This is a genomic window from Pseudolysinimonas yzui, from assembly GCF_014653215.1.
GTDB classification, from domain to species: domain Bacteria; phylum Actinomycetota; class Actinomycetes; order Actinomycetales; family Microbacteriaceae; genus Pseudolysinimonas_A; species Pseudolysinimonas_A yzui.
This window is the reverse complement of the sequence record NZ_BNAI01000001.1, coordinates 69,915-96,064: the sequence shown is the minus strand read 5'-3', so window position 1 is coordinate 96,064 and position 26,150 is coordinate 69,915. Positions and strand designations below refer to the sequence as shown.

Below are 26,150 nucleotides of genomic sequence, written 5' to 3'. Positions count from 1 at the left end.
CTGAGAATCGATCACTCGGACGCCACTCCGGGCCGGGTCAGTGCGCGGCGGGCTCCGCCTGCATCGCCTCGATGTACTCCCTGATGGTCGGCATCGCGGTGAGCTTGTCGCGGAAGAACGTGTTGACGAGGTTCACGACCCGTGCCTGTGCACCGTCGACCTCGGCGGAACGCGCCTCACCGGGCGGCTGGAACTCGAGGGTGCGGCTCAGCTGCTGCAGCGCCTCGACGATCTCGGTCTCCTCGGCGCCCTCGAGCGCCCGCACGACCTCGAGCACCAGCGCGTCGGCCTGCGCGCGCACGTCGGAGATCGGGATGCCGGAGCCGGGCTGGGTGGCGTTGTCGAGCGTCACGATGAGCGACCAGACCTGGTACAAGATCGTCGTCGGCTCGTCGAAGAGCTCGCGCACGAACGCGGCATCCAGGTGTCGGCCGGAGAGCCGGAAGACGTTGTACATGCGCTTCGCGGCCTTGCCGTAGTTGAGGTGCTTCGTGAGGTACTTGCGCACCTCCCCCTCGAGCTGCTCGACGTACTCGTCGAGGGCGTCGTCGGAGACGTGCTGCACGACCTTGGCGAACGTCGGCACCGACTCGGCGTCGAGGTACACCTCCTGGAAGTAGGTGTCGAGGTAGCCGTCGAGCGGCACGATGTCGCCGTTCGGGGCCTCCCAGGTGACGTCGATGACGTTGCTCGCGTTCGACAGTCGATGGCGCGCCGGATCGGTGACCACCCAGTCGGCCTTCACCCAGCCCGGGTCGCGTGCGGCATCCTCCCAGCGCACCTCGCCGTCGACGGTCTGGATGACGCCGGCCTCGATGTCGGCGAGGGTCCACGAGATCGGGGCGCCCGCCTTCGTGCTGCCGAGCTTCGCTTCGAGGAACTGGTAGGTGGTGCCGCGGGTGAAGGCGAGCACCTTCTCTTTCAGCGACCGGGCGAGGATGGCGCAGGCCTCGTCGCGCGTCGGTGCCTTGATGTTGAAGCGCTGGAAGAAGTCGGCGTCGCCGGGGTAGCTCTGGATCTTCGACTGCGCCGCCGAACCCGAGAGCGCGAGCGCCCCCTCGGTGACGTCGGGATCGCCGGTGAGTTCGACGACCTTGCCGATCGCGCGGAACCGGGCCAGATCGCGCGGCGTGAAGTCGAGCATCGCGACCCGGTGCCCGAAGGTGCCGCTGGCTTCGTCGACCTCCAGGTCGGTCTCGGTCTCGGCGGCGATCGCGGTGAGCCACTGCACCGTCTCGGCCTCGTCGAGCTCGACGCCGAGGCGCCTCGCCGACTCGATGATGCTCTGGACTTCCACTTCGGGCGGGGTCGGGTTGTCGCTCACGATGCCTCCTCGGCCTGTGTGCTGGCGGCGCGCAGGGCTGCGGCGTCCGCTGAGATCGCCCTGAACAGCTCCGCCTGATCGCGCGCGTCACCGAGTGCGTTGTGCGACAACGGTCGCCCCGCGAGGTACTTCGGTGACAGGTGCCTCATGCTGGTCTGCTCCCAGGTGGAGCCCATCATGCCGACGTAGTAGGACTTGATGTCAAGACCCCCGTGCCCGAACGGGTTCTCGATGCCGTACCGCACGAAGTATTCGTTGACGAACATCCAGTCGAAGACGGCGTTGAATCCGACGAACACCGCGCGGTGGGTCTGCGGTGGGACGACGTCGCGGATCCACGCGGCGAACTCCTCCATCGCCTGCTTCGGCTCGGTGCCGTGGGCGCGGAGGTCGTCCATCTTCAGGCCGCTCACCTTCAGTGCCGACTCCACCACGGCATCCCGATCCGGCTTGAGCTCGACATAGAACCCGCGCTCGGGTTCGTCGACGAGGCAGGCGCCGATCGACACCATCGCGTAGTCGCCCGGGGTCGGCCCGGCGGTCTCGACGTCGACGCTGACAAGACGCTCGGGGCGCACCCGCTGCGCCCGCTCGGCGGGGGTCATCGCTGGCCGAGGTGCGCCGTGACCTCGATCTCGATCTTCATCTCCGCGCTCGACAGGCCGGCCTGGAAGGCCGTCGCGGCGGGGCGCACCTCGCCGAACACCTCCTGCAGAGCCGGCCAGGTCTTCTCGAAGTCGCCGAGGTCGGGCATCAGGTAGTGCACCCGCACGACATCCGCGAAGGATGCCCCCGCCTCGGCGAGGGCGGCGCCGATGTTGCGCAACGTCTGCCGGGTCTGCTCTTCGACATCGTCGGAGATCGTCATCGTGGAGTAGTCGTATCCGGTGGTTCCCGAGACGAACACCCAGTCGCCGGAGACCACGGCACGCGAGTACCCGATCTGCGACTCGAAAGTGGACCCGGACGAGATGAGCCTGCGCATCCCGTCAGGCTACCGGCGCAACCCCCTTCCCGAGTCGAACTGCGGCGCGCAGGCTGAGGGCATGGCTGATCACAAGGAACCGACCGACCACCTGCCCCCTGCCGACGAGCGCGAGCCCGACGACGAGCGCACGACCGCGGGAACCCCGTACCCGGGCGGCGGGGCCCCCGACGATGCGGGCGGCGTCAGCGAAGAAACCGCGGCCGAGCCCGACGAACCCCGGGTGCACGGCATGCAGAAGCCGCCGCGCTCACAGTTCTGATCGCAGGGTCAGCGTGTTGCGACCGGCTCAGTCGCCGTACCCAACTCTCGGTCTGACGGAGGTTCGTCGACGTCTCGTGGATGAAGCCTCTCGTTTCCGAGAGTTGGGTCGGGCTGCTTCTCGGAGCGCACGCACGCGATGCCCGCGAGGATGAGCACTCCCCCGAGCAGCTGGAACACCCCGAGGCCTTCGCCCAGCAGCAGCCAGGCGAACAGCGACGCGAACACGACCTCGAGCATTCCGACGAACGACATCAGGCGCGAGCCGAGCCGCTGCGACGCGGTGATGCTGAACGCGTAGCCGATCGCGGTGGTGGCGGCGAGGATCGACAGCGGCATCCACCAGGGCACGACGCCGCCGAGGGCGCTCACCTCGGTGAGCACGATCTCGAACGGCACGAGGCCGGCGAGCCCGACGATGCCGAGCGACAGTGACCCGAGCAGGAGGCCGAACGCGGCGAAGGCGACCGGCGGCAACCCGTGGGCCGGGCGCGCGGCGATCACGTAGTAGAGGGCGCAGCCGACCGCGGCGACACCGGCGAGGAGGTAGCCGAGGGCGTCTCCCCCGCCGACCGGGCCGATGATGAGCACGAGCCCGGCGATCGCGACGACCGAGCCGATGAGCACGATCGGCCGCGGCATCCGCCTCGTCGCGACGGCGACCCCGGCGACGAGCAGCAGGGGCGCGAGGTACTCGATGAGGAGGCCCGACGACACTGGGATGCGCTGAATGGCGGCGAAGTAGACGAGTTGCGTGCCGGCGACGCCGATGAGCGCCATGCCGAGGATGCGCCACCGCGCACGCCACACGGCATCCCACTTTCCGCGCAGCGCAGCCAGCGCGAACGGCACGAGCAGGATGCCGGCGAGCCCGGCCCGTACGGTGACCGCGGCGGCCGGGCTCCAGCCCGCCTCCATGAGCGGCTTCGCGAGCGCGCCGGAGGTGCCGAAGGCGACGGAGGCGAGCACGCCGATCACGAGTCCGGTGGACACGCGGGTGGAGGTCATCAGGCTGGCTTTCTCACATGCAGGCTGTCAGGAGCAAGAGTGGTTACGCTCGTGACGGTACTCTCCGCAACGGTAAGGGTTCAACTTGCATTTCACCCCTGACACCGAGGACACCCTCGCGTTCCTGATCGACCTCGCGAACACCCACCCCTCGGCATCCCGCAGCGGCGCCGACGAACTCGCCACCCCCGCCGAACTCACCGCGCTGCTCGACCACCACGGCTACACCGGACGCTTCGACCACGACCAACCCGAGCTGGCATCCGTCGTGCATGTGCGTGAGGATCTGCGCGCGCTCTGGTCACTGCCGCGCGACGAGCAGGTCGGCGAGATCAACCGCTGGCTACGCGAGGTGAACGCGCTGCCGTTCCTCGTGCGGCACGACCGCTTCGACTGGCACCTGCACGCCACCGGCCCCGACGCCCCGCTCGCCGACCGGATGCGCGCCGAGGGGGCACTCGCACTCGCCGAAGTCACCCGCGCCAACGCCAACGACCGCATGCGGGTGTGCGCCGCCGCCGACTGCACCGGTCTGCTGCTCGACCAGTCGCGCAACGGCTCGAAGCGCTTCTGCTCGGTGCGCTGCGGCAACCGGGTCAACCAGCAAGGCTTCCGCGAGCGGATGTCGGAGAGCTGACCTCAGGCAGGCGGTTCGGCGCTCGCGGCGGCGGATGCGGCGGCCGGGAGGGCGGCGAGGATGCGGTCGAGCGCGGGTTCATCGTGGGCGGCGCTGAGGAACCACGCCTCGAACACGCTCGGCGGCAGCGACACCCCCGCCTCGCGCATCGCGTGGAAGAACGGCGGGTAGCGCCACGCCTCCTGGTCGCGCGCGTCGGCGTAGTCGCGCACGGCATCCGATCGGAACGCGACCGAGAAGAGTGAGCCGGCGCGCGGGATGACGTGGGTGACTCCCGCGGCAGCTAGCGCCTCGTGCAGGGCCGTCGCGACGACCTCCGCCGCGGCGTCGACGCGGGCGTACACGTCGGGGGTCGCGTTCCGCAGGGTCGCGAGCCCGGCGGCGACGGCGAGCGGATTGCCGCTGAGCGTGCCCGCCTGGTACACCGGCCCGGCGGGGGCGAGCAGGTCGAGGATGCCGGCGCGGCCGCCCAGCGCGGCGAGCGGCATCCCGCCGCCGATCACCTTTCCGAACGTGACGATGTCGGGGGTCCAGCCGGTTTCGCCGACGAGACCCGCCGCTTCGAGGCCCCAGCGACCCGCGGGCCCGACGCGGAAGCCGGTGAGCACCTCGTCGAGGATGAGCAGCGCCCCGTGCTCGTGCACGAGACCCGCCAGATCGCGGTTGAACGACGGGTCGGGGGCGAGCACCCCCGCGTTGGCTCCGACGGCTTCGACGATGACGGCGGCGATGCGCCCGGGATGCTGCGCGAACGCCGCGCGCACCGCGTCGAGGTCGTTGTAGGGCAGCACGAGGGTCAGCGCGGCGATCTCGGGCGGCACCCCCGCCGACCCCGGAAGCGCGAAGGTGGCGAGGCCCGAGCCCGCCTCGGCGAGCAGCCCGTCGGAGTGCCCGTGATAGTGCCCGGCGAACTTCACCACGAGGTCGCGAGCGGTGGCCGCCCGGGCGACGCGGATGGCGGTCATCGTCGCCTCGGTGCCGGTCGACACCAACCGCAGGCGCTCGATGCCGCGAGTGCCGGCGACGGTGAGCCGGTCGATGACGACTTCGGCGAGTTCGGCTTCGGCGGGCGTCGAGGCGCCGAACGACAGCCCGCGCGCCGCGGCCTCCTGCACGGCGGCGACGACGTCGGGATGCGCGTGCCCGAGCAGCGCCGGCCCCCACGACCCGACGAGGTCGACGTACTCGGTGCCTTCGACATCGGTCACGGTCGCGCCCCGGGCCGCCACGATCGACAGCGGCGTGCCGCCGACCGAACCGAACGCACGCACCGGCGAGTTGACCCCGCCGGGGATGACGGCCCGGGCCCGGGCCGCGGCGTCGGCGTTGGTGGTCACGCGCCCCAGTCCTTCTCGGCCGCTTCGATCGCGTAGTAGGTGAGCACGGCATCCGCCCCGGCCCGCAGGATCGAGACGAGTGCCTCGGCGGCGGCGCGGTCGCGGTCGAGGTAGCCGGCGGCACCGGCGGCCTCGATCATCGAGTACTCGCCGCTCACCTGATACGCCCAGACCGGCACCGGAGAGCGGTGCGCGGTCGCGGCGAGCACGTCGAGGTAGCCGGATGCCGGCTTCACCATGACGATGTCGGCGCCTTCCGCGAGGTCGAGGGAGGTCTCGAGCAACCCTTCGCGCGCGTTGCCGGGCTCGAGCTGGTAGCTGCGGCGGTCGCCGACGAGCGATGAGGCGACGGCTTCGCGGAACGGGCCGTAGAACGCGGAGGCGTACTTCGCGGAGTAGCCGAGCAGGGGCACGTCGCTGCGGCCCGCCGCGTCGAGCGCGGCACGAACGGCGGCGACCTGGCCGTCCATCATTCCCGAGAGGCCGAGCAGCTGGGAGCCGGCCGCGGCCTGAGCGAGCGCCATCGCGCGGTAGCGCTCGAGGCTCGCGTCGTTGTCTACCCGACCCTGCGCGTCGAGCACTCCGCAGTGCCCGTGGTCGGTGAACTCGTCGAGGCACAGGTCGGTCTGCACGACGAGCGCGTCCCCCGCCTCGGCGACGGCGACGCGGGTGGCGACGTTGAGGATGCCGTCGTCGTCGGTCGCCCCCGACCCGATCGCGTCCTTGTGCTCGGGCACCCCGAACAGCATGATGCCGCCGATGCCCGCGGCGGCGGCCCGCGCGATTTCGGCCTTGAGCGAGTCGAGGCTGTGCTGCACGACCCCGGGCATGGATGCGATGGGTCGCGGTTCGCTCGCACCTTCGCGCACGAAGAGCGGCAACACGAGCTGGGTCGCGTCGACCCGGGTCTCGCGGTTGAGGCGGCGCCAGGCGGGCGTCGCGCGCAGGCGGCGGGGGCGGATGCTCGGCACGTCGTTCATCGGGATCCCCTGATCGGCGCGAGGTCGGCGGCACCGGCATCGAGCAGTTCGGTGGCGGCGCGCGCCGACAGCTCGCCCGCCGGATCCTTCGAGTCGGCCGCGTACAGGGCGTGCGACGCGGTGAGCTTGGCCGACCCGTCGAGGGCGTAGACGCTCGCGGTGAGGAACATCATCCCGTCCTCTGAGAACGCCGTCGCCGCGATCGGCGCCGAGCACCCGGCCTCGAGGCGGGCGAGCACCCCGCGCTCGGCCTCGGCGGCGAGCCGGGTGGGCCGGTGGTCGAGCTTCGCGGCGATGTTCGTGTCGCCGGCGCGGGTCTCGACGGCGAGGGCACCTTGCGCGGGGGCGGTCGGCCACCACGCGAGCTCGAGGTGCTGGGTGATCGCGTCGGCGCGACCGAGCCGGTCGAGCCCCGCGACGGCGAGCACGACGGCGTCGAGCGCGCGCTCGGGATCGTCGGAGCCGACGCGGGCCAGCCGGGTGTCGACGTTGCCGCGGATGTCGACGATCTCGAGGTCGGGCCGACGCGCGGCGAGCTGAGCCCGGCGGCGCGGTGACCCGGTGCCGACCTTCGCACCCTCGGGCAGGGTGTCGAGGGTGAAGCCGTCGCGGGCGCAGAGCGCGTCACGCGCGTCCGCGCGCGGCGGAACGGCGGCGATCGCGAGGCCGTCGGCCGGGGCGGTCGGCAGGTCTTTGAACGAGTGGATGACGACATCCACTTCGTTGGCGAGCAGCGCGTGCCGCAGGGCCGTGACGAACACGCCCGTGCCGCCCATGAGCGCGAGCGACTCGGTCGACCGGTCGCCCTCCGATTCGATGACGACGACCTCGGCGCCGAGCTTCTCGGCGATCGCCTGGGACTGGGCGAGGGCGAGGGCGCTGCCGCGGGTTCCCAGCCGGAGCTTGCCGACGCTCATGGCGCCACCCCGGCAGCGGCAGGCTTGAACCCCGCGCGGATGTTCTCGCAGCAGCCCGGGCGGCAGACGTCGAACCACGGCCCGAGGTCGGTGAGGGCGGGCCGCTCGGCGACCGGGGTGCCGTCGCGGCGCTCGAGCACGAGGTCGACGAGACCCTCGACGAACCGCTGGTGCGAACCGGGCGTCGGCGTGCGCACGGCGGCGAGACCGGCCTCGCGGGCCGACTCCAGCGCCTCGGTGTCGAGATCCCAGAGCACCTCCATGTGATCGGAGAGGAACCCGACGGGCACGATCGCGACGGCCCGCACGCCCTCGCCGGGCAGCTCGGCGATCCGGTCGTTGATGTCGGGCTCGAGCCAGGGTTGCGTCGGCGGGCCCGAGCGCGACTGGTACACGAGATCCCAGCCGAGGCGGTCGACACCGAGAATTCGGGCGGCCTCCGTCGCCACGATCTCGCTCACCGCGAGGTGCTGCGCGGCGTAGGCGCCGCCTTCACCGAAGGCGCGGTCCCGCGGGCCGGAGCGCTCGGCATCCGCCGTCGGGATCGAGTGCGTCGCGAACAGCAGTCGGATCCTGCTCGCGTCGCCGTCGACCTGGGGCAGCAACTCGCGCACTCCGGCGACGACGCCCTCGACGAACGGCTCGACGAATCCGGGGTGGTCGAAGTACTGGCGCACCTTGTCGATCGTGAGCTCGCCGCCGAGTCCCGTGGCGTCGAGAGCGATCGCGATGTCTTCGCGGTACTGCCGGCAGCTGGAGAACGACGAGTAGGCGCTCGTCGCGATCGCGAGCAGCGTGCGGTGACCATCCGCGTAGGCGGCGCGCACGGCATCCGCCAGATACGGGTCCCAGTTGCGGTTGCCCCAGTACACCGGCAGGTCGATGCCGCGGCGCTCCAGCTCGGCTTCGAGTGCCGCCTTGAGCTCGCGGCTCTGGTCGTTGATGGGGCTCACCCCGCCGAAGTGGCGGTAGTGGTGGGCGACCTCTTCGAGGCGTTCGTCGGGGATGCCGCGGCCACGGGTGACGTTGCGCAGGAACGGGATGACGTCATCCTGCCCCTCGGGCCCGCCGAAGCCGGCGAGCAGGATCGCGTCGTAGGCGACCGGCTCGGTGACGTGTTCGGGTCCGTCCGCGGCGGCCGGGGATGCCGCGAGCACGGCGGTTGCCACCGGTTCGGTACTCACGACAACACCTCGGCGACCTCGGCGGGGTCGAGCAGCCGCCCCGTGAAGAACGGCACCTCTTCGCGCACGTGCCGCCGGGCTCCGGTCGAGCGGAGGGCGCGCATCAGGTCGACGAGTTCGACCGGGTCGTCGGCTTCGAGCGCGAGAATCCACTCGTAGTCGCCGAGGGCGAACGAGGCGACGGTGTTCGTCTGCACGCTCGTGAACGCCGCTCCCGCGCGGCCGTGCTCGCCCAGCAGGCCGCGGCGTTCGTCGTCGGGCAGCAGGTACCACTCGTAGGAGCGCACGAACGGGTAGACGCACAGCCACGTCTTCGGCGGCAGGCCGCGGGCGAACGCCGGCAGGTGGTCGCGGGTGAACTCGGCATCGCGGTGCACCCCGAGGGCGTTCCAGGTGGGGTCGAGCACCTCGAGCTCGGCGCTACGACGCAACACCCGCAGCGCCGTCTGCAACACGTCGGCGGAGTCGCCGGTCAGCCACAGCATGAGATCGGCGTCGGCGCGCAGGCCCGAGACGTCGTAGATCCCCCGCAGCGTGGCACCTGCGGGCAGAGCGTCGATCGCGGCCGCGAGGGTCTCGCCGCCGGAGGGAGTCGCGCGCGTGCGGCGCAGCACCGCCCAGAGCGTGAAGTGGGAGGGCTGGTCGGCACCGGAGTCGGTCACCCGTCCATCCTCTCCCCCGTCGCGGCGGGGCGCGAATCGGTGAGGATCGCTGCCGCGAGCGACTCGGCGTGCGCGACGACGGCGGCGAGCCCGGAGCCGGCGACCGGCTCGCCCGTGCGCAGCGTGCCGTCGTCGTGCGTCTCGGGGGCCGGGCGGTGCCAGGTGCGCACGGCGCTGTCGAGCGGGTCGGGCAGGTCGACGCCGAAGATCGTGGATGCGTCGCGCCGCGCCTGCGCGACGGCGTCGGTCGGCACCCCGTCGTACGAGAGCCGCAGCGCGTGGGCGCCCTCGAACGCGTCGGCGATCCAGTCCCACTTCGCGGTGAGGTGGGTGAGCGCGCGGGCCTCGACGCCGCCGCCCGGCGCGACGAGCACCCCGGAGCCGCGGGGGGCGCCGTCGAGAAGCGGGGTGCGCACGACCAGCGTCACGACCGTCACCGTGCGACCGGGCGCGGCCCCCGGTGCGGGCGCGGCGAGCACGACCCGTCCGGGCGGCAGTGCGTCGACCCGCACCCCCGTGCGGAGGTCGACGCCGCTCGCTCGACACGCGTCGGCCAGCGCGGCGGCCAGTCGGAACATGCCGCCGCGCAGGCTCGCGACCAGCGACCCGGCGGGGGCGTTCGCGCGCAGACCCGCCACGGCCGCGGCCAGCGACCCGTGCTGCCGCAGCCGATCGAGCAGGGTGGGGGCCGCGACCGCGAGCGGCAGATCGCCGGGCTCGCGCGAGTACACGCCGCGCACGACGGGGGTGACGAGCGCGTCGAGCACGGCGCGGCCCATGCGCGCTTCGACCAGCTCCCCCAGCGTCGTCGCGTCGCCTCCGACCCGACGCGGCAGCACGGCGTCGAGACGCGCCCGCCAGGCGCCCGCGAGACCGATCGCGCGCACGACATCGGGAGCGAGAGGGTGCGCCGGGATGCCGAGCACCCCCGCCGCCGGGAGGGGCACCGCCCCGCGCGCCCGGTGCAGCCAGGCCGTGCCGCCCCCGGGGATGACGACGTCGCCGTCGAGGCCGAGCTCGGTGAGAAGGGCGGTGACCGCGGTGCCGCGCGTCGCGAACGACTCGGCGCCGGCATCCAGCTCGACTCCCGCGAGGCGTTGGGGGGCGAGCTGCCCGCCGAGGCGGTCGGCGGCTTCGAGGAGGGTCACGCGGTGCCCGCCTTCGGCGAGGCGCAGGGCGACGAGGAGGCCGGCGATTCCGCCGCCGATCACGGTCGTGGCGGGGGCTTCGGCGGGTGGGGTTTCGACACGCGTGTCGCGCGGGCTACTCAACCACCGAGTCCTTGGGCATGGACGAACTCGACGATGTGGGTGAGCACTCCCGGGTCGGCGTCGGGGGGAACGCCGTGGCCGAGGTTGACGATGTGGGCGGGGGCGGCGTCACCGCGGCGCAGCACGTCGGCGACGTGGCGGTCGAGCACTTCAGCGGGCGCGAACAGCAGCGCGGGGTCGATGTTGCCCTGCAACACGACACCCGGCAGCCGGCGCGCGGCTTCGTCGAGCGGCACGCGCCAGTCGATCCCGATCACATCAGCTCCGGCGGTCGGCAGCAGGTCGAGCAGGTGCGCGGTGCCGACCCCGAAGTGGATGCGCGGGATGCCGAGGTCGGCGACCGCGTCGAGCGCCCGCTTCGAGTGGGGCAACACGGAGCGCTCGTAGTCGGAGCGCGACAGCGACCCCGCCCACGAGTCGAACAGCTGCACGGCGCTCGCGCCCGCGAGCACCTGCGCCTGCAGGAATGCGCCCGTGACGTCGGCGCACCAGTCGAGCAGCGCGGCCCAGGTCGCGGGGTCGGAGTGCATGAGGGCGCGAGTCTGCAGCTGCTCCTTCGACGGCCCGCCCTCGACGAGGTAGGAGGCGAGCGTGTACGGCGCCCCGCCGAATCCGATGAGCGGGGTGTCGCCGAGTTCCGCGACGACGCGGGCAACGGCATCCGAGATCGGGGCGAGCGCATCGGGGTCGAGACGGGGCAGGCGCGCGACATCCGCCGCGGATCGCACCGGTTCGTCGAACACCGGGCCCCGACCCGGCACGATCTGCACCGCGACGCCGGCGAGCAGCACGGGCACGACGATGTCGCTGAAGTACACGGCCGCGTCGACCCCGTGGCGGCGCACCGGCTGGAGGGTGATCTCGGCGGCCATCTCGGGATTCAGGCACGCCGCGAGCATGTCGCCGCCGGCCCGCAACTCCCGGTACTCGGGAAGCGACCGGCCGGCCTGCCGCATGAACCACACCGGGCGCACGGGCGGGCGCGCGCCGCGAGCGGCCTGAATGAGCGCCGACGAACCGGTGCGCCCGTCGGCGAGGGGATGGTCGGCGGGAAGGGGCATCCTTCCACCCTAGGTAGAATCGGCTGGTGCTGTTCTGCCTGACGGCGAACCATCGCAACACCGAGTTCGACGTTCTCGACCGTATCTCGCGGGTCGCTTCGACGACCGCCGCGGATCTCATCGTCGAGTCCGATTTCGTGCGGGGCGCCGTCGTGCTGGCCACCTGCAACCGCTTCGAGGCCTACATCGAGCTCGACGAGCCGCTCACCGCGGGCCCCGAACTCGCGATCGAGGCGGTCATCGACGCGCTGGCGCTGCGGGCCGGTGAGGATGCCGAAACGCTGCGGGCGACCGCCGTCGCGCTGACCGGTCAGGATGTCGTGCGCCACCTCTTCGCGGTCAGCTCCGGGCTCGAGTCGATGGTCGTCGGCGAGGAGGAGATCGCGGGCCAGGTGCAGCGCGCCCTGCGCGAAGCGCGAGAGGCGGGCACCACATCCAGCGGTCTCGAGCTGCTGTTCCAGCGCTCGGCCCACGCCGCCCGCGAGGCGCGCGCGCACGGCGACCTCGCCGCGGCGGGCCGCTCGATCGCCCGCGTCGCCCTCGACATGGCCGACTCGCGCGTTCCCGACTGGTCGGATGTCGCGGTGCTTCTCGTGGGAACGGGCAGCTATGCGGCGACCACCGTCGCGGCGCTGCGCGCCCGAGGTGCGACCGACATCCGGGTGTTCTCAGCCACCGGTCGCGCACAGCAGTTCGCGGTGCGCTACGGGGTGGGTGCCGAGCGCGACCTGCGCGAGGCCATCCGCTCGGCCGCCGTCGTCATCACCTGCACCGCCCGCTACGTCGTGACCGCCGCCGACATCCCCGACGACGCGCCTCGGCTCGTCATCGACCTCGGGCTTCCGCGCAACGTCGAGCCTGCCGTCGGCGCGCTGCCGGGCGTCGAGCTGCTCGACCTGGAGTTGATCGGCCGCCACGCGGTGCTTCCCGAACTCGGGGCCGGAGTACACGAGGTCGTCGGCAACGCGGCCGCCGCGTTCGAGTCCGACCGTCGTGCCGCGCCGGCGATCGTCGCACTGCGCCGTCACGTCGACGAGGTGTTGCAGGCCGAGATCGCCCGGCACCGTGCCCGGCACGGCGTCGACGAGCGCACCGAGGCCGCGCTGCGTCACCTCGCAGGTGTGCTGTTGCATCAACCGTCGGTTCGGGCCCGCGATCACGCGGCCTCGGGCGACCTCGACGCCGTGGAACGCGCCATCGAGACGCTCTTCGGCGTCAGCCCCCAATCGCCGAAAGCCGTGGAGGACGACGCCGTCGGATGACGTCGGGGTGACGACCCGGGTTTGACTCCTCAGGTGGAGTGGATGTTAGGTTAGCCTGACCTAACAACGCTCGACCTGAAAGGCTCCCCTGCCGTGAGATTCCCCCGTGTCCTCGGGATCGTCGCCGTCGCGACCGTCGCCCTCTCCCTCGCCGCGTGCGCCACCCCGCCGACCGGCTCCGGTGGCACGGCGTCGGATGGCGCCTTCCCCATCACGATCGAGCACGCCTTCGGCGAGACCACGCTTCCCCAGGCGCCCGAGCGGGTCGCGACCGTCGCGTGGGCGAACCACGAGGTGCCGCTCGCACTCGGAATCGTGCCCGTCGGCATGAGCAAGGCCACCTGGGGCGACGACGACGGCGACGGCGTGCTGCCGTGGGACGAGGAGCGGCTCGCCGAGCTCGGCGCCGAAACGCCCGTGCTCTTCGACGAGACCGACGGCATCGACTTCGAGGCCGTCGCCGACACGCAGCCCGATGTGATCCTCGCCTCGTACTCCGGCCTCACGCAGGAGGAGTACGACACGCTCTCGAAGATCGCGCCCGTCGTCGCCTACCCCGAGACCGCCTGGGGCACCTCGTACGAGGACATGATCCGCCTCAGCTCGACGGCGCTCGGGCTCGCCGCGGAAGGCGACGAGCTGATCGCCGACCTGCACGCCGAGGTCGACGCCGCGCTCGCCGAGCACCCCGACCTCGCGGATGCCACGGTGCTGTTCTCGTACATCGACCCGAACGACCTCAGCCAGATCGGCTTCTACACGAGCCACGACACCCGCCCCGGGTTCCTCGAGAGCCTCGGGCTGCCGACCCCGGCGATCGTCGAGCAGGAGTCGGCCGGCACCGACGGGTTCTACGTCACCGTCAGCGCCGAGCAGGCCGACCAGTTCGCCGACGTCGACCTCTTCGTCACCTACGGCGACACCGAGGGCGCCCTCATCGCGGCGCTGCAGGCCGACCCGCTGCTGTCGCAAATTCCAGCGATCGCCGAGGGTCGCATCGCGATCCTCCCGGAGTCGACGCCGATCGCCGCCGCCGCGAACCCGTCGCCGCTGTCGATCCGCTGGGGCATCGAGCAGTACTTCGACCTGCTCGCCGCCGCCCTCACCCCGGCCGGGTGAGCACCGCACGACTGGCGTGGGTCGGTGCGGGCGCGGGATGCCTCGTGCTGCTGGCGCTGGCATCCGTCGCGTTCGGCAATCGCGAGATCTCCCTCCATGAGCTGATCGCGGCGTTGGCCGGCGATGCGAACGGGGTCGGGCAGGCCGCGGTCGCTGCTCGAGTGCCGCGAACGGTGCTCGCGCTGCTCGTCGGCGCCGCCCTCGCCCTTTCCGGCGCGACCATGCAGGCGGTGACGCGCAACCCGCTCGCCGACCCCGGCATCCTCGGTGTCTCGAGCGGAGCCGCCCTCGCCGTCGTGATCGGCATCGCCTTCTTCGGGCTCTCCGACCCCTACGGCTACATCGGGGTCGCGACCCTCGGCGCCGCGGTGGCCGCGGTGTTCGTCTACGCGGTCGGGTCGCTCGGCCGCGGGGGTGCGACGCCGCTCAAGCTCGCCCTCGCCGGGGCCGCGACCTCGGCGGCGCTCTCGTCGCTGGTGAGCGCCGTGCTGCTGCCGCGCGTCGACATCCTCACGACCTTCCAGTTCTGGCAGATCGGCGGTGTCGGCGGTGCGGAGTGGGATCGCATCGGCGTCGTCGCGCCGTTCCTGCTGGCTGGGGCCGTGATCGTCGTGCTGTCGGGGCGCGGCCTCAACACCCTCGCCCTCGGCGATGACCTCGCGGCGGGGCTCGGCACGCAGGTGCGACGCACGCGCCTCATCGCGGCGCTCGGCGCCGTGCTGCTCTGCGGGGCGGCGACCGCCGTCGCGGGCCCGATCGGGTTCGTCGGACTCGTCATCCCGCACCTCTGCCGGCTGGTCGTCGGCTCGGATCAGCGCTGGCTGCTGCCGTTCACGGCGATCGCCGGAGCCGGGCTGCTCGTCGCGGCGGACGTCCTCGGGCGCGTCGTCGCCCGGCCCGAAGAGATCGAGGTGGGGATCGTCACCGCGCTCATCGGCGCCCCGTTCTTCATCTGGATCGTGCGCCGCCAGAAGGTGCGTGCCCTGTGACCGCCACGACTCTTCGCGCCGGCCGGGTGCACCGCCGGCAACGGAATGCGCTGCTCATCGCCGGGCTCTGCGTCGCGCTGCTCGGCGTCGTCGCCGTCACTCTGATGGTCGGCAACACCTTCTACTCCCCCGACGAGGTGCTGCGGGTGCTGCTCGGTGAACAGGTGCCCGGAGCGTCGTTCACCGTCGGCGAGCTGCGGCTGCCGCGCGTCGTGCTCGGGATGCTCGCCGGCCTCGCCTTCGGCATGGCGGGGATCACGTTCCAGACGATGCTGCGCAATCCGCTCGCCTCCCCCGACATCATCGGCATCTCGACCGGGGCGAGTGCTGCGGCGGTCGTCGGCATCGTGGTGCTGTCGCTCGATGAGACGGCGGTGTCGTTCCTCGCCCTCGCCGGAGCCCTCGTCACCGCGACCGCGATCTACGGGTTGTCCTGGCGCCGCGGTTTCGCGGGGGCGCGCCTCATCCTCATCGGCATCGGCGTCGCGGCGATGCTGCACAGCGTCGTGTCGTACGTGCTGACCCGGGCGGCGGCGTGGGACATCCAGGCCGCGCTGCAGTGGCTCGCCGGCAGTCTCAACGGGGCCTCGTGGGAGCGGGTGGCGCCCCTCGCGCTCGCGACGCTCGTGCTCGCTCCCCTGCTGGTGTCGCGACGCCGCGACCTCGACGCGCTCCGGCTCGGCGACGACGCAGCGGCGGCCCTCGGCGTGCGGTTGCGCCCGACCCGGCTGCTGCTCATCCTCGCCGCCGTCGCCCTCATCGCCTTCGCGACCGCCGCGGCCGGGCCGATCGCCTTCGTCGCCTTCATGGCCGGACCGATCGCGGCACGCATCACGGCATCCGGAGCTTCGCTGCTCGTGCCCGCCGCGCTCGTCGGGGCGCTGCTCGTCGTCGCCGGCGACCTCGTCGGCCAATTCGCGCTCGGCACGCGCTACCCGGTGGGGGTCGTCACGGGCCTCATCGGCGCGCCCTACCTCGTCTACCTGCTCGTCAGATCGAACCGCTCGGGAGCCTCACTATGACCCTCACCCATCAGCTCGTCGCCGACGAGATCACCCTCGCCTACGGCGATCGCCTCGTCGTCGACGAGCTCGCGCTCGAGGTCGCCCCCGGCCGCATCACCGCGATCGTCGGGGCGAATGGATGCGGCAAGTCGACGCTGTTGCGGGCGCTCGCCCGGCTGCTGTCGCCGAAGTCGGGGCAGGTCGTACTCGACGGCGTCGAGCTGAACTCGCGCCCCACGAAAGAGGTCGCGCGCCTGATCGGTCTGCTGCCGCAGAGCCCGATCGCCCCCGAGGGGATCGTCGTCGCCGACCTCGTCGGCCGCGGGCGGCATCCGCACCAGGGGCTGTTCGCGCGCTGGAGCCGCGCCGACGACGAGGCGGTCGCCGCCGCCCTCGACGCGACGGGCATCGCCGACCTCGCCGACCGCTCGGTCGACGAACTCTCCGGCGGCCAGCGTCAGCGGGTGTGGATCGCGATGGCGCTCGCCCAGCAGACCGACATCCTGTTGCTCGACGAGCCGACCACCTTCCTCGACGTCGCTCACCAGATCGAGGTGCTCGACCTGCTCGCCGACCTCAACCGCGCGCGCGGCACGACGATCGTCATGGTGCTGCACGACCTCAACCTGGCCTCCCGCTATGCCGACGAGATCGTCGCCGTGTGCCGTGGGCGGGTGCACGCTCTCGGCGAGCCGGGGGTTGTTGTCACCGCCGAACTCGTCAGCGAGGTCTTCGGCCTCGACAGCGAGGTCATCGCCGATCCCCTGACCGGAAAACCGCTCGTTCTGCCCCGAGGAAGGCACCATGTCTCCTGATTCCCCGTTCGTGCTCGCCACCGCGACCGTTGCCGCTGTCGAAAGGGTGTCGCCGAGTTTCGTGCGCATCACCTTCGCCGGCGCCGACCTCGCCGACTTCGGAACCCCCGGGCGCGTGCTCGACCAGCGCATCAAGCTGGTGTTCCCCGCGTCGGGGGCTTCGGTTCCCCGGTTGCCTCCGAGCGCCGACTGGTACAGTGTGTGGCTCACCCTGCCCGACGACGAGCGTGGCTCGATGCGCACGTACTCGATCCGGGGCCTCGAGGTCGAGGGTGAGACGACCCGGCTCATCATCGACTTCGTCCTGCACCTCGCCCCCGGCTCGACCGGCCCGGCGTCACGCTGGGCCGACGCCGCCGCCGTCGGCGACGAGCTGCTGGTGATCGGCCCCCGCCGCGGACGCGCCGAGGACGGCGGCATCGAATACGCCCCGGGCGAGGCCCGCGCGATCCTGCTCGCCGGCGACGAGACGGCGGCCCCGGCGATCGCCCGCATCCTCGAAGACGTCGACCGCGACACCCAGGGGGTCGCCTTCATCGAAGTACCCGAGGATGCCGACATCCTTCCGATCGCGACCCCGCCGGGTGTCGAGGTGCGGTGGTTGCCGCGGTCGGGTGACGCGCACGGCACGCGGCTCATCCCGGCGGTGCTGGATCACCTCGGCGGTGGTGCGGCGGAGGTGCCGATTCGGGATGTCGACACCGAGGACCCCCTGTGGGAGACGCCGAAGTTCTCGAGCCTCGGCGAGTCGATCTCGCAGTCGCCGAACCACGCCGACCGCTACTTCTGGATCGCCGGCGAGAGCGGCGTCGTCACCACCCTGCGCCGGCACCTCGTGAAGGATCTCGGGGTCGACCGCTCCCAGGTCGCGTTCATGGGGTACTGGCGGCGCGGCGTCGCGATGCGCGGCTGAGGCCTCGGGCGCGTCAGCCTCCCGGCCGGATGGAGCCGATGGCGAGGAACGAGAAGATCAGCACGTCCTGCCAGAAGTGGATGAACCACGCCCAGAACAGGCCGCGGGTCTCGAGCATCGACCGGGCGAGCAGCCAGCCGAGGAAGAACGCCATCGCGACGCCGACCACCCCGTAGGGCACGCCGTAGTAGTGGCCGAGCCCGAAGTAGGCGGCCACCATGAGCAGCGCGTGGCTCCGGCCGACCGGGCCTTCGAGCACCGACAGGAACGACGCCTTGTAGGTGACCTCCTCGTTGAACGCGTTGAGCGCCGCGGCGGCGAGCACGACGGGCAGCAACGGAGCCGCCTGCACGACGAGGTCGGCGGGCGGCGCCCCCGCGATGAGCAGGAACGCGAGGGTGCCCCCGCACAGGGCGACGGTCGCGATCGGCCCGAAGCGACTCCATCGGGTGCCCTCCTTCGCCCCGAGCCAGCGGATGCGCCGCATCGGCGCCGACAGGGTGCCGACACTCAGGAAGAACCGTCTCGGATGCCGCCGCAGCACCATGAGCGCGACCACCACCAGGAAGGTCACCATGAGGCGCAGCGACTGCTCGGCCGGCATGTAGACGGCGAACGACGGGTCGCTCAGCCACGCGCGGTAGGCGGGATGCTGGTCGACCACCGAGAAGACGAGCCACTCGGCGCCGACGAGCACGACGAAGAGGATGAGGAACGGCAGCAGCGCACGCAGCGCGCGCCAGAAGACCGCGAGCAGCAGGGCGACCGCCAGCACCCCGCCGGAGATGAGCGCGGCCGCCGTCGCCGACACCTCGACGCGGAACACCTCCTGCAGGATGACCCGCGGCAGCAGCGAGGCGAGGATGACCACCACCCACGCCACGACGAGGCCCGCGCGGGCGATCTTCGGCTCATCGACGGTGACGGCCACCATGGCCCTCTCCTTGTGCCGCCCGGCTAGCTCGCCGGGTCGTACATGAACTCGCGCAGCTCCTGCGGGGTGCGGCAGGCCGCCGCGATCTTGCGTGCCCACTCGACCGCGTCGTCGCGTGTGGGCAGTTCGAGCACCGTGAACCCGCCCCGGATGTCGGACCCGGGATTGATCTCGCTGCTCACGGAACCGTCGGCGGTGACGAGCACCGGCGCGACCTCTTCGTTGACCCCGCCACCGAACACGTAGACGCCAGCCGCCTTCGCCTCCTCGATCACGGCGTGCGAGTCGGCGACGACGATCGGGAACTCCTCGTCGGTGAGCACCATGGTGTCGCTGGGGAAGGAGATGAGGTATTTAGTCACCCCACGATCCTGCCCGTGATGGCGCCACGACTCCAGGGGTGTCGCCGCAGCGACGATCAGCGCGGGCCGTAGACATCGGCGCGGTGGGCGATTCGCAGCACGTGCACCAGACGCGCGTCCTCGTCGATGCGCACAAGAACGCGATACGCGATCCCGACATACCCAGCCCGGAGCCCCTCGAGTTCCGCCCCGAGGGCTTTCGTCGCACGCAGCGGGTTGTCGGCCAGCGGACCCTCGAGGTAGCGGATGACGGCGTCGACGAGTTTGGGCGGCAAGCGTTCCAGCGAGCGGACTGCGGGCCCCGAGAGTTCGACGCGGCAGGGCGGGCTGGTCACCGCTTCGCCAGCTGGGCGCGCACCTCTTCGAGGGAACGCATGCGACCCTTCACGATGTCATCCTCGGCTTCGGCCATCTCTGCCGCGTGATGCGGATCCGACAGCCACGCCAGGGTCTCTTGCAGCGCGTCGAGGTCGTCGGGTGAGATGAGCACCGCCGCCGGCTTGCCGTGGCGGGTGATCACGACGGCATCGTGAGTCGACTCGACGCTCTCCACGAGCGCGGAGAGGTTGTCTTTCGCTTCGCTGACCGACACGGTGTTCATCCCCTCATTCTGGCCTATCTTTCGGCCAGATTTCTCGCCGAGAGACAGGCGCGACCTAAAAGCCGAGCTGCAAGACCATCACGCCCGGGAAGATCGCAAACGCCACCGTGACCGGCAGGATGAGGAACACGAGCGGAACGAGCATCGCGATCTCCTTCTTCCCCGCCGCCTCGAGCAGTGACCGCTTCGCGTCATCCCGCGAGTCCTGCGCCTGAGCCCGCAACACGTCGACGAGCGGGGTACCGCGATCCAACGCCCCGACGAGTTGATCGACGGTGCGCGACAGGGCCGGCAACTGGATCTCGTCGGCACACCGTTCGAGCGCCACCGCCAGCGGCACCCCCGCGTTGACCTGCGCGACGACAATCGCGATCTCGCGGGCGAGGTCGCCGTTGCCTGCGCGAGCGACGCGGCGCAGGGCGTCGAGCACCGCTTCACCGGCCGAAAGCGAGAGCGTCAAGAACTCGAGCACGGTCGGCAGCTCCGCGGCGATCCGGTCACGGCGAGCCCGCGCCGCCCGCGAGAGCAACTGGTCGGGCGCCAGCACCCCGATCGCCGCGCACACCGCGACCACCACGCCGAGCAGCAGCGGCGACACCGCAGAGGACCGGGCAAGAGCGACCGCGAACAGGATGCCGATGCCCGCTCCCGCCACTCCCCCGAGCAACTGCCGCCCCCGCAACGCCTCGACCGTGAGCGACCAGCCGGCCTGCCGCAACCGCCGCTCGACCGAGTCGTCACCTCCGAACACCGCGACAAGAGCCGAGCGGATGCGGCGGCCGGCTGGGGCGAGCAGCCCACCGACGAAAGGCAGCGGCTCGGCAGGTCGCCGGTCGAGGAACTCGCGGGCTTCCGGTGAGACATCCGCGATGTACGGGGCGACCCGGGTAGCGAGCCGCGTCGCACCGACCCGCGGGACGAGGCCGAGCAGCGTCCACAGCCCGAGCCCGAGCGTCACGCCGACGGGAACCGCGACCGCGATGAGCGGTGTCACGCGAACCACCGCCGCTCGTCGGGTAGCCGGCCGAGCGCGATCATCACCCGGTAGGCGACGACCGTGACGACCAGCCCGACCCCGAGCAGCACCAACCCCGCCGGGCTGTTGTACGACGCCGCAGCCTCGGGCCGCGAAGCGAGCAATAACAGCACGACCCACGGCGCGACGACACCGAGGCGGGCGGCGCCCCGCACCCACGACTGCCGTGCTTCCACTTCCGAACGCACCGCGGCATCCGCCCGAAGCGACGTCGCGAGCGCTCGCAACACCGACGGCAGTTCGGAACCGCCGACCTCCCGCGCCATCTTGAGCGTCTCGACGATGCGGTCGGCGATCGGGTCGGCGAGGTCGGACTTGAGTCCGTCGAGCGCCGAGGCCAGGTTGCCCGAGCCGAGAGCGCGGCGCTCGAAGGTGCGGAACGCGACGCAGGTCTCGGCCGGCCCGACCTCGGCGAGCGCGCCGACCGCTTCGGCGAGCGGCAGCCCCGCCCGGATGCCGGACACCAGGTGATCGACGAGGTCGGGCCAGGCGAGGCGCAGCGTCTTGCGCAGCGCCCGGGCTCGCGCCGACAGCACCGCGAGAGGTACCGCCGCTCCGAGCCCAGCGGCGCCGAGCGCGAGGGCCGGAACCGGCGCGATAGCGAGCACGATGGCAGCGGCGACGAGTCCCGACAACACGCTCACCGCGATCGGAACCCCGACCGCCACCGTCCCGAGGCCGGCCTGCGCGAGGCGCGTGCGCCATCCGTCGAGCAGGGCGCGGCGCGGGCGGGCGGATGCCGTGGCCGGCCAGAGGAACGGCGACGCGATGAGCAGCAACCCGACCCCGAGCAGCAGCCCTGCCGCGAATGTCATTTCGTCGTCCGCAGGTAGTCGGCCGGGTCGACCCCCGCGCGCGTGAGCTTCTCGCGTTGCACTGGCAAGGCTCCCGTCGCGACGAGGCCTTTCGCGGTGCGTGTGAAGAGCCATGTCGACTCGACGATGCCATCGGCCACGCGCCCGGTCGGCGCGACGATCTCGACGACGTGCCGGTGGCCGGTGCGGTCGAGTTCGGCGTGGACGACGAGGTCGATGCTCGACGCGACCGTCGGAAGCACAAACGAGGCGTCGATGTTGCGGCCCGCGAGCAGCGGGAGGGTCGCCAGCTTCCGCAGCGCGTCGTCGGCCGAGTTGGCGTGCAGTGAGCACATCCCCGGCAGCCCCGAGTTGAGCGCGATCAACAGGTCGAGCGACTCGGCTTCGCGCACCTCGCCGACCACGAGGCGGTCGGGGCGCATCCGCAATGCCTCTTTCACCAACCGCCGGAGGTTGACCTCGCCGGTGCCCTCGAGCGACGCCTGCCGGCACTGCAGCGCGACCCAGTCGGGCGCGGCGAGGGCGAGCTCGAAGGTCTCCTCGACGGTGACGATGCGTTCCTCGGGAGGCGCCGACGCGAGCAGCGCGCCGAGCATCGTCGTCTTGCCGCTCTGGGTGGCACCCGAGACGAGGATGTTGAGCCCCGCCCACACGCTCGCATGCAGGAACTCGGCGGCCTGCGCGCTGAGCGACCCGAGGCGCACCAGCTCGCGCAGGTCGCGCATGCCGGAACGGAACTTGCGGATGTTGACGGCCCAGTGCGCCCGCGTGATGTCGGGAATCGCGACGTGCAACCGCGACCCGTCGGGGAGGCTCGCGTCGACAAACGGGCTCGACAGGTCGACCCGGCGGCCGGTGCTGCGCAGCATCCGCTCGACCAGATCGCGCACGTCGGCTTCCGTGAGGTCGAGCTGGATGCGCTCCGAGACGCCGTTGCGGGCGATGAAGATGCGGTCAGGCGCGTTGATCCACACCTCCTCCACCGTCGGGTCATCGAGGAACGGTTGCAGCGGCCCGAGTCCGGTGACGGCGGCGATGATCGTGCGCGCTGCGGCCTGCTCGTCGGCGATGAGGGGGGCGGTACCGCCGAGGGCGCGCTCGGAGTAGCTGCGCAGTTCTTCGCGCACGAAGCGATGGGCGAGGTCGGAGTCCGCGGCGAGGTCGACGCCCTCCCGGCGCACACGTTCGCGCACCCGGTTCGTGATGAGGTCGACGGCTGCGCTCACCCCGCCATTGTGCGAACCCCGCGCCGTCGTCGGCGGGCGTTCTCCACAGAGGCGCGGTTGGCAAGGGATCGCAATCACCCCACCCGACCGGCAAGCTGTCACAGTGACCGACACCCGAGCGCCCGCGATCGTGTCACTGGAACGGCTCCGCGCGTCTCTCGCCGACCCGGGCCTCGACATCCCCCTCGACGGGGCGGCCGAACACCGCGAAGCGGCTGCAGCTGCCGTGCGGCAGATCGACGACTACATCCGGCCGCGCCTCGCCGACCTCGACGCTCCGCTGCTCGCGGTCGTCGGCGGATCGACGGGGTCGGGTAAGTCGACGATCGTGAACGCCCTCGTGGGCACTCCCCTGACCCGGGTCGGGGTGATCCGCCCGACGACGCGGCAGCCGATCCTCGTGCACGCACCGGCGGATGCCGGGTGGTTCACGTCCGACCGCATCCTTCCCGGGCTCGCGCGGGTGCGCGGCACGCTCAGCAGCCCCGGCACCCCGGCATCCGCCGCGGGCGACTCACCGGCGGCGTCGCGCATCCACGAACTCATGCTGCTCGCCCACGACGCGGTGCCGACGTCGCTCGCGATCATCGACGCGCCCGACATCGACTCGGTGGCCGAAGACAACCGCGCGCTCGCCGCCCAGCTGCTCGCCGCCGCCGACCTGTGGGTGTTCGTCACGACCGCCAACCGCTACGCCGACGCGGTGCCGTGGAAGCTGCTCGACGGTGCCGCCGCTCGATCGATCACCGTCGCGGTCATCCTCAACCGGGTGCCGCCGGGCGCGGTCGATGACGTGCTGCCCGATCTCACCGCGATGCTCGCGAAACGTCACCTCGCCGACGCGCCCGTCTTCGTGATCGAGGAGCAGCCGCTCGACGACCTCGGCATGTTGCCCGCCGAAGCCGTCGCCGCGACGAAGAAGTGGCTCACCGACATCGCGGGCGACCGGGCCGAGCGCACCCGCATCGCCGCGCGCACGCTCGGCGGGGCGATCGAGGATCTCGACCGGCGGGTATCAGACATCGCCGAGGCCCGGCAGGCGCAGCTCGACTGGATCGTCGGCGTCGAGGCGATGGCGGCCACCGAGTACCAGAAGGCCGTGGACGCCGTCGACGAGGCCACCCGCGACGGCGCACTGCTGCGCGGCGAGGTGCTCGCGCGGTGGCAAGACTTCGTGGGTACCACCGACTTCTTCCGCAAGGTCGAGTCGTGGTTCTCGCGCACCCGCGACAGCGTCACGGCGTGGGTCATGGGCAAGCCGAGTCCCGTGGTCGACGTCGAGACGCAGATCGAGAGCGGGCTGCACGCCGTCATCGTCGACGAAGGCGGGCGCGCCGCAGCGGCGACCTGGGCGGGGCTGCAACGCACCGTCGCCGGGCGCGCGGTCGCCGAACGGCATCCCGAACTCGCCGGCGAGAGCACGAACTTCACCGACGACGCGGCGGCGATGATCCGGGAGTGGCAGGGCGCGCTGCTGCAACTCGTGCGCGACAACGCCGGCAACAAGCGCATCAAGGCCCGCGTGCTCTCCGCCGGCCTCAACGTCATGACCGTCGCCCTGATGATCGTCGTCTTCGCCTCGACCGGCGGGCTCACCGGCGGCGAACTGCTCATCGCGGGCGGGTCGGCCGTGCTCGGCCAGAAGCTGCTCGAGACGGTGTTCGGTGAGGATGCCGTGCGCCGCCTCGCCGCGGAGGCTCGCCGCGACCTTCAGGAGCGCCTGCAGAAGCTGTTCGACACCGAGCGAGCCCGCATGACCACCGCGCTCGAGACGCTGCGCTTCGGTTCCGCGCCGGACGCGTTGCGGCGGGAGTCGCGGGCGCTGCTCGACGACGTGCGGGCCGCCGCGGGATCGCCCTCGTGACCCTCGACGACCGCCTGGCCGCTCTGCGCACGCTGCGCGCCGCCGGGGGTGAGCGCATCCCGGCCCCGCTGGCGGCCGAGGCGGATGCGCTGCTGGAGCGGGCGGGCCGGCGTCGCGAGCTCTCGCCCGGGTCGACCGTCGTCGGGCTGTTCGGAGCCACCGGGTCGGGCAAGTCGAGTCTCGTCAACGCGCTCGTCGGCGCCGAGGTCGCCCGCACGCATGTGCGACGGCCCACCACGTCGGCGGCGCTCGCGGTGACCTGGGATCCGGAGGGTGCGGTCGACCTGCTCGACTGGCTCGAGGTGCGGGAGCGCGTGGTGCGCGACGAGCCGATCGACCCGCGGGCGCGGCAGCTGGTGCTGCTCGACCTTCCCGACTTCGACTCGATCGAGGCGGGTAACCGGGCAATCGCCGAGCGGCTCGCGGCTCAGGTCGACGCCCTGGTGTGGGTCGTCGACCCGCAGAAGTACGCCGACGACGTGGTGCACGCGCAGTTCATCACCCCGCATGCCCGGCATTCCGACGTCACTCTCATCGTGCTCAACCAGACCGACCTGCTCGCCCCCGCCGACGTGCCGAAGGTCGTCGCATCGCTGAAGCAGATCGTCGACCGCGACGGCATCCCGAAGGCGACGGTGCTGCCCGTGAGCGCCCGCACCGGGCACGGCATGCTCGCGCTGCGGAAGGCGATCGGCGACCTCGCCGCCGCCCGCAGCGCCCGGGATGCCCGGCTCGCCGCCGACGTCGCCGCCCTTGCCGACCGGCTCGAATCGCCCGGGCAGGCGCGGCGCCTCGACCCCCGCGCGAAAGCCCACCTCGTCGAAGAGGTCGGCGTCGCCGCGGGAGCGGATGTCGTCGCGCGCGCCGTCGCCGGGTCGTACCGCAAGCGTTCCGCGCAGGCCACGGGCTGGCCGGTCGTCTCGTGGATCGCGCGGCTGCGCGCCGACCCGCTCACCCGCCTCGGGCTCGGCCCCGCCCGTGCCGGCAAGGACCCCGCCGTGCACCGCACGAGCCTGCCGCCACCGAACGCCGCCGCGAAGGCGCGGGTGTCGATCGCGGTGCGCGAGTTCACCGACACCGCCGCCGACGGACTCACCGAGACCTGGCGCAGCGCCCTGCGCGCCGACGCCGAAACCGCCCTCGCGACACTGCCGGACGCCCTCGACCTCGCGATCGCCCGCACCCGACTGCCCGCCGGCGGGTCGTGGTGGTGGGTGATCTTCGCGATCCTGCAGTGGCTCGTCGTGGTGGCCGGCCTCGTCGGCGCCGGCTGGCTGCTCGCCGCCGCACTGCTGCCGCGCATCGGGATGCCCGCACCCGAGATCCCGGTCGTCGAAGGATGGGCGGTGCCGACCCTGCTCATCGTCGCGGCGGTGCTCGCCGGTATGCTGCTCGGTCTTCTCGGCGCGGCGCTCGGCGCTGTCACCGCGGCATCCCGCCGCCGCCGCGCGAGGAAACGGCTGATGGCCGAGATCGAGCAGGTCGTCGCCGCCAAGGTCGTCGCCCCACTCGAGGCGGGTCTGACCCGCGCGAGAGACTTCGCGGCAGCCCTCAAAGTCGCTGGAAACTAGGCCTGCCGGCGA

General features: G+C 72.1%; 28 protein-coding genes. 10 read left to right on the top strand and 18 right to left on the bottom strand.

Features of this window, described 5'->3' with window-relative positions; translation table 11 throughout:
- Positions 1–37 precede the first annotated feature (37 nt).
- From IE173_RS00470 to IE173_RS00460, 3 genes are read right to left on the bottom strand one after another with little or no spacing between them, the layout of a single operon-like run.
- Positions 38–1,324 carry a hypothetical protein gene (locus tag IE173_RS00470; RefSeq protein ID WP_191281433.1) on the bottom strand — a complete coding sequence of 429 codons (1,287 nt, stop codon included), beginning with the start codon at positions 1,322–1,324 and terminating at the stop codon, positions 38–40.
- Positions 1,321–1,929 carry a 3'-5' exonuclease gene (locus IE173_RS00465; protein WP_191281432.1) on the bottom strand — a complete coding sequence of 203 codons (609 nt, stop codon included), beginning with the start codon at positions 1,927–1,929 and terminating at the stop codon, positions 1,321–1,323. The genes IE173_RS00470 and IE173_RS00465 overlap by 4 nt, the downstream gene beginning before the upstream one ends.
- Entirely contained in the window at positions 1,926–2,309 is a 384-nt protein-coding gene (locus IE173_RS00460; RefSeq protein ID WP_191281431.1) for a RidA family protein, read from the bottom strand. The genes IE173_RS00465 and IE173_RS00460 overlap by 4 nt, the downstream gene beginning before the upstream one ends.
- 61 nt (positions 2,310–2,370) lie before the next feature.
- Here IE173_RS00460 and IE173_RS00455 point away from each other — a divergent pair, with 61 nt between their 5' ends.
- Complete coding sequence (locus tag IE173_RS00455) at positions 2,371–2,571, top strand: hypothetical protein (RefSeq protein ID WP_191281430.1); 201 nt, start codon at positions 2,371–2,373, stop codon at positions 2,569–2,571.
- An 8-nt stretch (positions 2,572–2,579) separates the two neighbouring features.
- On the opposite strand, the gene IE173_RS00450 is transcribed toward IE173_RS00455, so the two are convergent.
- Positions 2,580–3,578, bottom strand: a complete 999-nt coding sequence (locus tag IE173_RS00450; protein WP_191281429.1) for an EamA family transporter — start codon at positions 3,576–3,578, stop codon at positions 2,580–2,582.
- A gap of 85 nt (positions 3,579–3,663) precedes the next feature.
- On the opposite strand from IE173_RS00450, the gene IE173_RS00445 reads away from it, so the two are divergent.
- A complete protein-coding gene (locus IE173_RS00445; RefSeq protein WP_191281428.1) occupies positions 3,664–4,215 on the top strand; it encodes a CGNR zinc finger domain-containing protein in 552 nt (183 codons plus the stop codon).
- Between the two features lie 2 nt (positions 4,216–4,217).
- Here IE173_RS00445 and IE173_RS00440 read toward each other — a convergent pair whose 3' ends face one another.
- Genes IE173_RS00440 through hemE form a run of 7 tightly spaced genes read right to left on the bottom strand, consistent with a single transcriptional unit; the run spans position 4,218 to position 11,627 of the window.
- On the bottom strand, positions 4,218–5,552 hold the full coding sequence (locus IE173_RS00440; RefSeq protein WP_191281427.1) for a glutamate-1-semialdehyde 2,1-aminomutase: 1,335 nt from the start codon (positions 5,550–5,552) through the stop codon (positions 4,218–4,220).
- Positions 5,549–6,532, bottom strand: a complete 984-nt coding sequence (gene hemB / locus IE173_RS00435; protein ID WP_191281426.1) for a porphobilinogen synthase — start codon at positions 6,530–6,532, stop codon at positions 5,549–5,551. The genes IE173_RS00440 and hemB overlap by 4 nt, the downstream gene beginning before the upstream one ends.
- Positions 6,529–7,449 carry a hydroxymethylbilane synthase gene (gene hemC, locus IE173_RS00430; RefSeq protein WP_191281425.1) on the bottom strand — a complete coding sequence of 307 codons (921 nt, stop codon included), beginning with the start codon at positions 7,447–7,449 and terminating at the stop codon, positions 6,529–6,531. Before hemC ends, hemB begins: the two co-directional genes overlap by 4 nt.
- Entirely contained in the window at positions 7,446–8,633 is a 1,188-nt protein-coding gene (locus IE173_RS00425; protein WP_373298439.1) for a ferrochelatase, read from the bottom strand. The genes hemC and IE173_RS00425 overlap by 4 nt, the downstream gene beginning before the upstream one ends.
- Positions 8,630–9,295 carry a hydrogen peroxide-dependent heme synthase gene (hemQ, locus tag IE173_RS00420; protein WP_191281424.1) on the bottom strand — a complete coding sequence of 222 codons (666 nt, stop codon included), beginning with the start codon at positions 9,293–9,295 and terminating at the stop codon, positions 8,630–8,632. Before hemQ ends, IE173_RS00425 begins: the two co-directional genes overlap by 4 nt.
- Positions 9,292–10,566, bottom strand: coding sequence for a protoporphyrinogen/coproporphyrinogen oxidase (locus tag IE173_RS00415; RefSeq protein ID WP_191281423.1), 1,275 nt, complete (start codon positions 10,564–10,566; stop codon positions 9,292–9,294). The genes hemQ and IE173_RS00415 overlap by 4 nt, the downstream gene beginning before the upstream one ends.
- The gene (gene hemE / locus IE173_RS00410) at positions 10,563–11,627 is read right to left on the bottom strand and encodes a uroporphyrinogen decarboxylase (protein WP_191281422.1); all 1,065 of its coding nucleotides are present in this window, start codon (positions 11,625–11,627) and stop codon (positions 10,563–10,565) included. The genes IE173_RS00415 and hemE overlap by 4 nt, the downstream gene beginning before the upstream one ends.
- Before the next feature lie 26 nt (positions 11,628–11,653).
- On the opposite strand from hemE, the gene IE173_RS00405 reads away from it, so the two are divergent.
- The 6 genes from IE173_RS00405 (at position 11,654) to IE173_RS00385 (ending at position 17,729) form a co-directional block, all read left to right on the top strand.
- Positions 11,654–12,889: a glutamyl-tRNA reductase gene (locus tag IE173_RS00405; protein ID WP_191281421.1), complete on the top strand. Its 1,236-nt coding sequence runs from the start codon at positions 11,654–11,656 to the stop codon at positions 12,887–12,889.
- Positions 12,890–12,982: 93 nt separating this feature from the next.
- Entirely contained in the window at positions 12,983–14,008 is a 1,026-nt protein-coding gene (locus tag IE173_RS15420) for an iron-siderophore ABC transporter substrate-binding protein (RefSeq protein ID WP_229841775.1), read from the top strand.
- Positions 14,005–14,997, top strand: a complete 993-nt coding sequence (locus IE173_RS15415) for a FecCD family ABC transporter permease (RefSeq protein ID WP_229841774.1) — start codon at positions 14,005–14,007, stop codon at positions 14,995–14,997. Before IE173_RS15420 ends, IE173_RS15415 begins: the two co-directional genes overlap by 4 nt.
- Positions 14,994–16,019 (top strand): FecCD family ABC transporter permease, encoded by a 1,026-nt coding sequence (locus IE173_RS00395; RefSeq protein ID WP_191281420.1) that lies wholly within the window; start codon positions 14,994–14,996, stop codon positions 16,017–16,019. The genes IE173_RS15415 and IE173_RS00395 overlap by 4 nt, the downstream gene beginning before the upstream one ends.
- A complete protein-coding gene (locus tag IE173_RS00390) occupies positions 16,016–16,816 on the top strand; it encodes an ABC transporter ATP-binding protein (RefSeq protein ID WP_191281419.1) in 801 nt (266 codons plus the stop codon). Before IE173_RS00395 ends, IE173_RS00390 begins: the two co-directional genes overlap by 4 nt.
- Positions 16,806–17,729, top strand: a complete 924-nt coding sequence (locus IE173_RS00385; RefSeq protein WP_191281418.1) for a siderophore-interacting protein — start codon at positions 16,806–16,808, stop codon at positions 17,727–17,729. The genes IE173_RS00390 and IE173_RS00385 overlap by 11 nt, the downstream gene beginning before the upstream one ends.
- A gap of 13 nt (positions 17,730–17,742) precedes the next feature.
- Here IE173_RS00385 and IE173_RS00380 read toward each other — a convergent pair whose 3' ends face one another.
- The 7 genes from IE173_RS00380 to IE173_RS00350 are packed head-to-tail and all read right to left on the bottom strand — an operon-like array spanning position 17,743 to position 22,703.
- The gene (locus IE173_RS00380) at positions 17,743–18,663 is read right to left on the bottom strand and encodes a CPBP family glutamic-type intramembrane protease (protein ID WP_191281417.1); all 921 of its coding nucleotides are present in this window, start codon (positions 18,661–18,663) and stop codon (positions 17,743–17,745) included.
- 23 nt (positions 18,664–18,686) lie between these two features.
- A complete protein-coding gene (locus IE173_RS00375; RefSeq protein ID WP_191281416.1) occupies positions 18,687–19,025 on the bottom strand; it encodes a YciI family protein in 339 nt (112 codons plus the stop codon).
- A gap of 56 nt (positions 19,026–19,081) precedes the next feature.
- A complete protein-coding gene (locus tag IE173_RS00370) occupies positions 19,082–19,360 on the bottom strand; it encodes a type II toxin-antitoxin system RelE family toxin (protein WP_191281415.1) in 279 nt (92 codons plus the stop codon).
- Positions 19,357–19,626: a type II toxin-antitoxin system Phd/YefM family antitoxin gene (locus IE173_RS00365; protein WP_191281414.1), complete on the bottom strand. Its 270-nt coding sequence runs from the start codon at positions 19,624–19,626 to the stop codon at positions 19,357–19,359. The genes IE173_RS00370 and IE173_RS00365 overlap by 4 nt, the downstream gene beginning before the upstream one ends.
- A 55-nt stretch (positions 19,627–19,681) precedes the next feature.
- A complete protein-coding gene (locus IE173_RS00360; RefSeq protein WP_229841773.1) occupies positions 19,682–20,629 on the bottom strand; it encodes a type II secretion system F family protein in 948 nt (315 codons plus the stop codon).
- Positions 20,617–21,477, bottom strand: coding sequence for a type II secretion system F family protein (locus tag IE173_RS00355; RefSeq protein ID WP_191281413.1), 861 nt, complete (start codon positions 21,475–21,477; stop codon positions 20,617–20,619). The genes IE173_RS00360 and IE173_RS00355 overlap by 13 nt, the downstream gene beginning before the upstream one ends.
- Positions 21,474–22,703: a CpaF family protein gene (locus IE173_RS00350; RefSeq protein WP_229841772.1), complete on the bottom strand. Its 1,230-nt coding sequence runs from the start codon at positions 22,701–22,703 to the stop codon at positions 21,474–21,476. The genes IE173_RS00355 and IE173_RS00350 overlap by 4 nt, the downstream gene beginning before the upstream one ends.
- 103 nt (positions 22,704–22,806) lie before the next feature.
- Between IE173_RS00350 and IE173_RS00345 the strand changes: the two genes are divergently transcribed.
- On the top strand, positions 22,807–24,567 hold the full coding sequence (locus IE173_RS00345; protein ID WP_191281411.1) for a dynamin family protein: 1,761 nt from the start codon (positions 22,807–22,809) through the stop codon (positions 24,565–24,567).
- Complete coding sequence (locus IE173_RS00340) at positions 24,564–26,138, top strand: GTPase (RefSeq protein ID WP_191281410.1); 1,575 nt, start codon at positions 24,564–24,566, stop codon at positions 26,136–26,138. Before IE173_RS00345 ends, IE173_RS00340 begins: the two co-directional genes overlap by 4 nt.
- Positions 26,139–26,150: the final 12 nt, after the last annotated feature.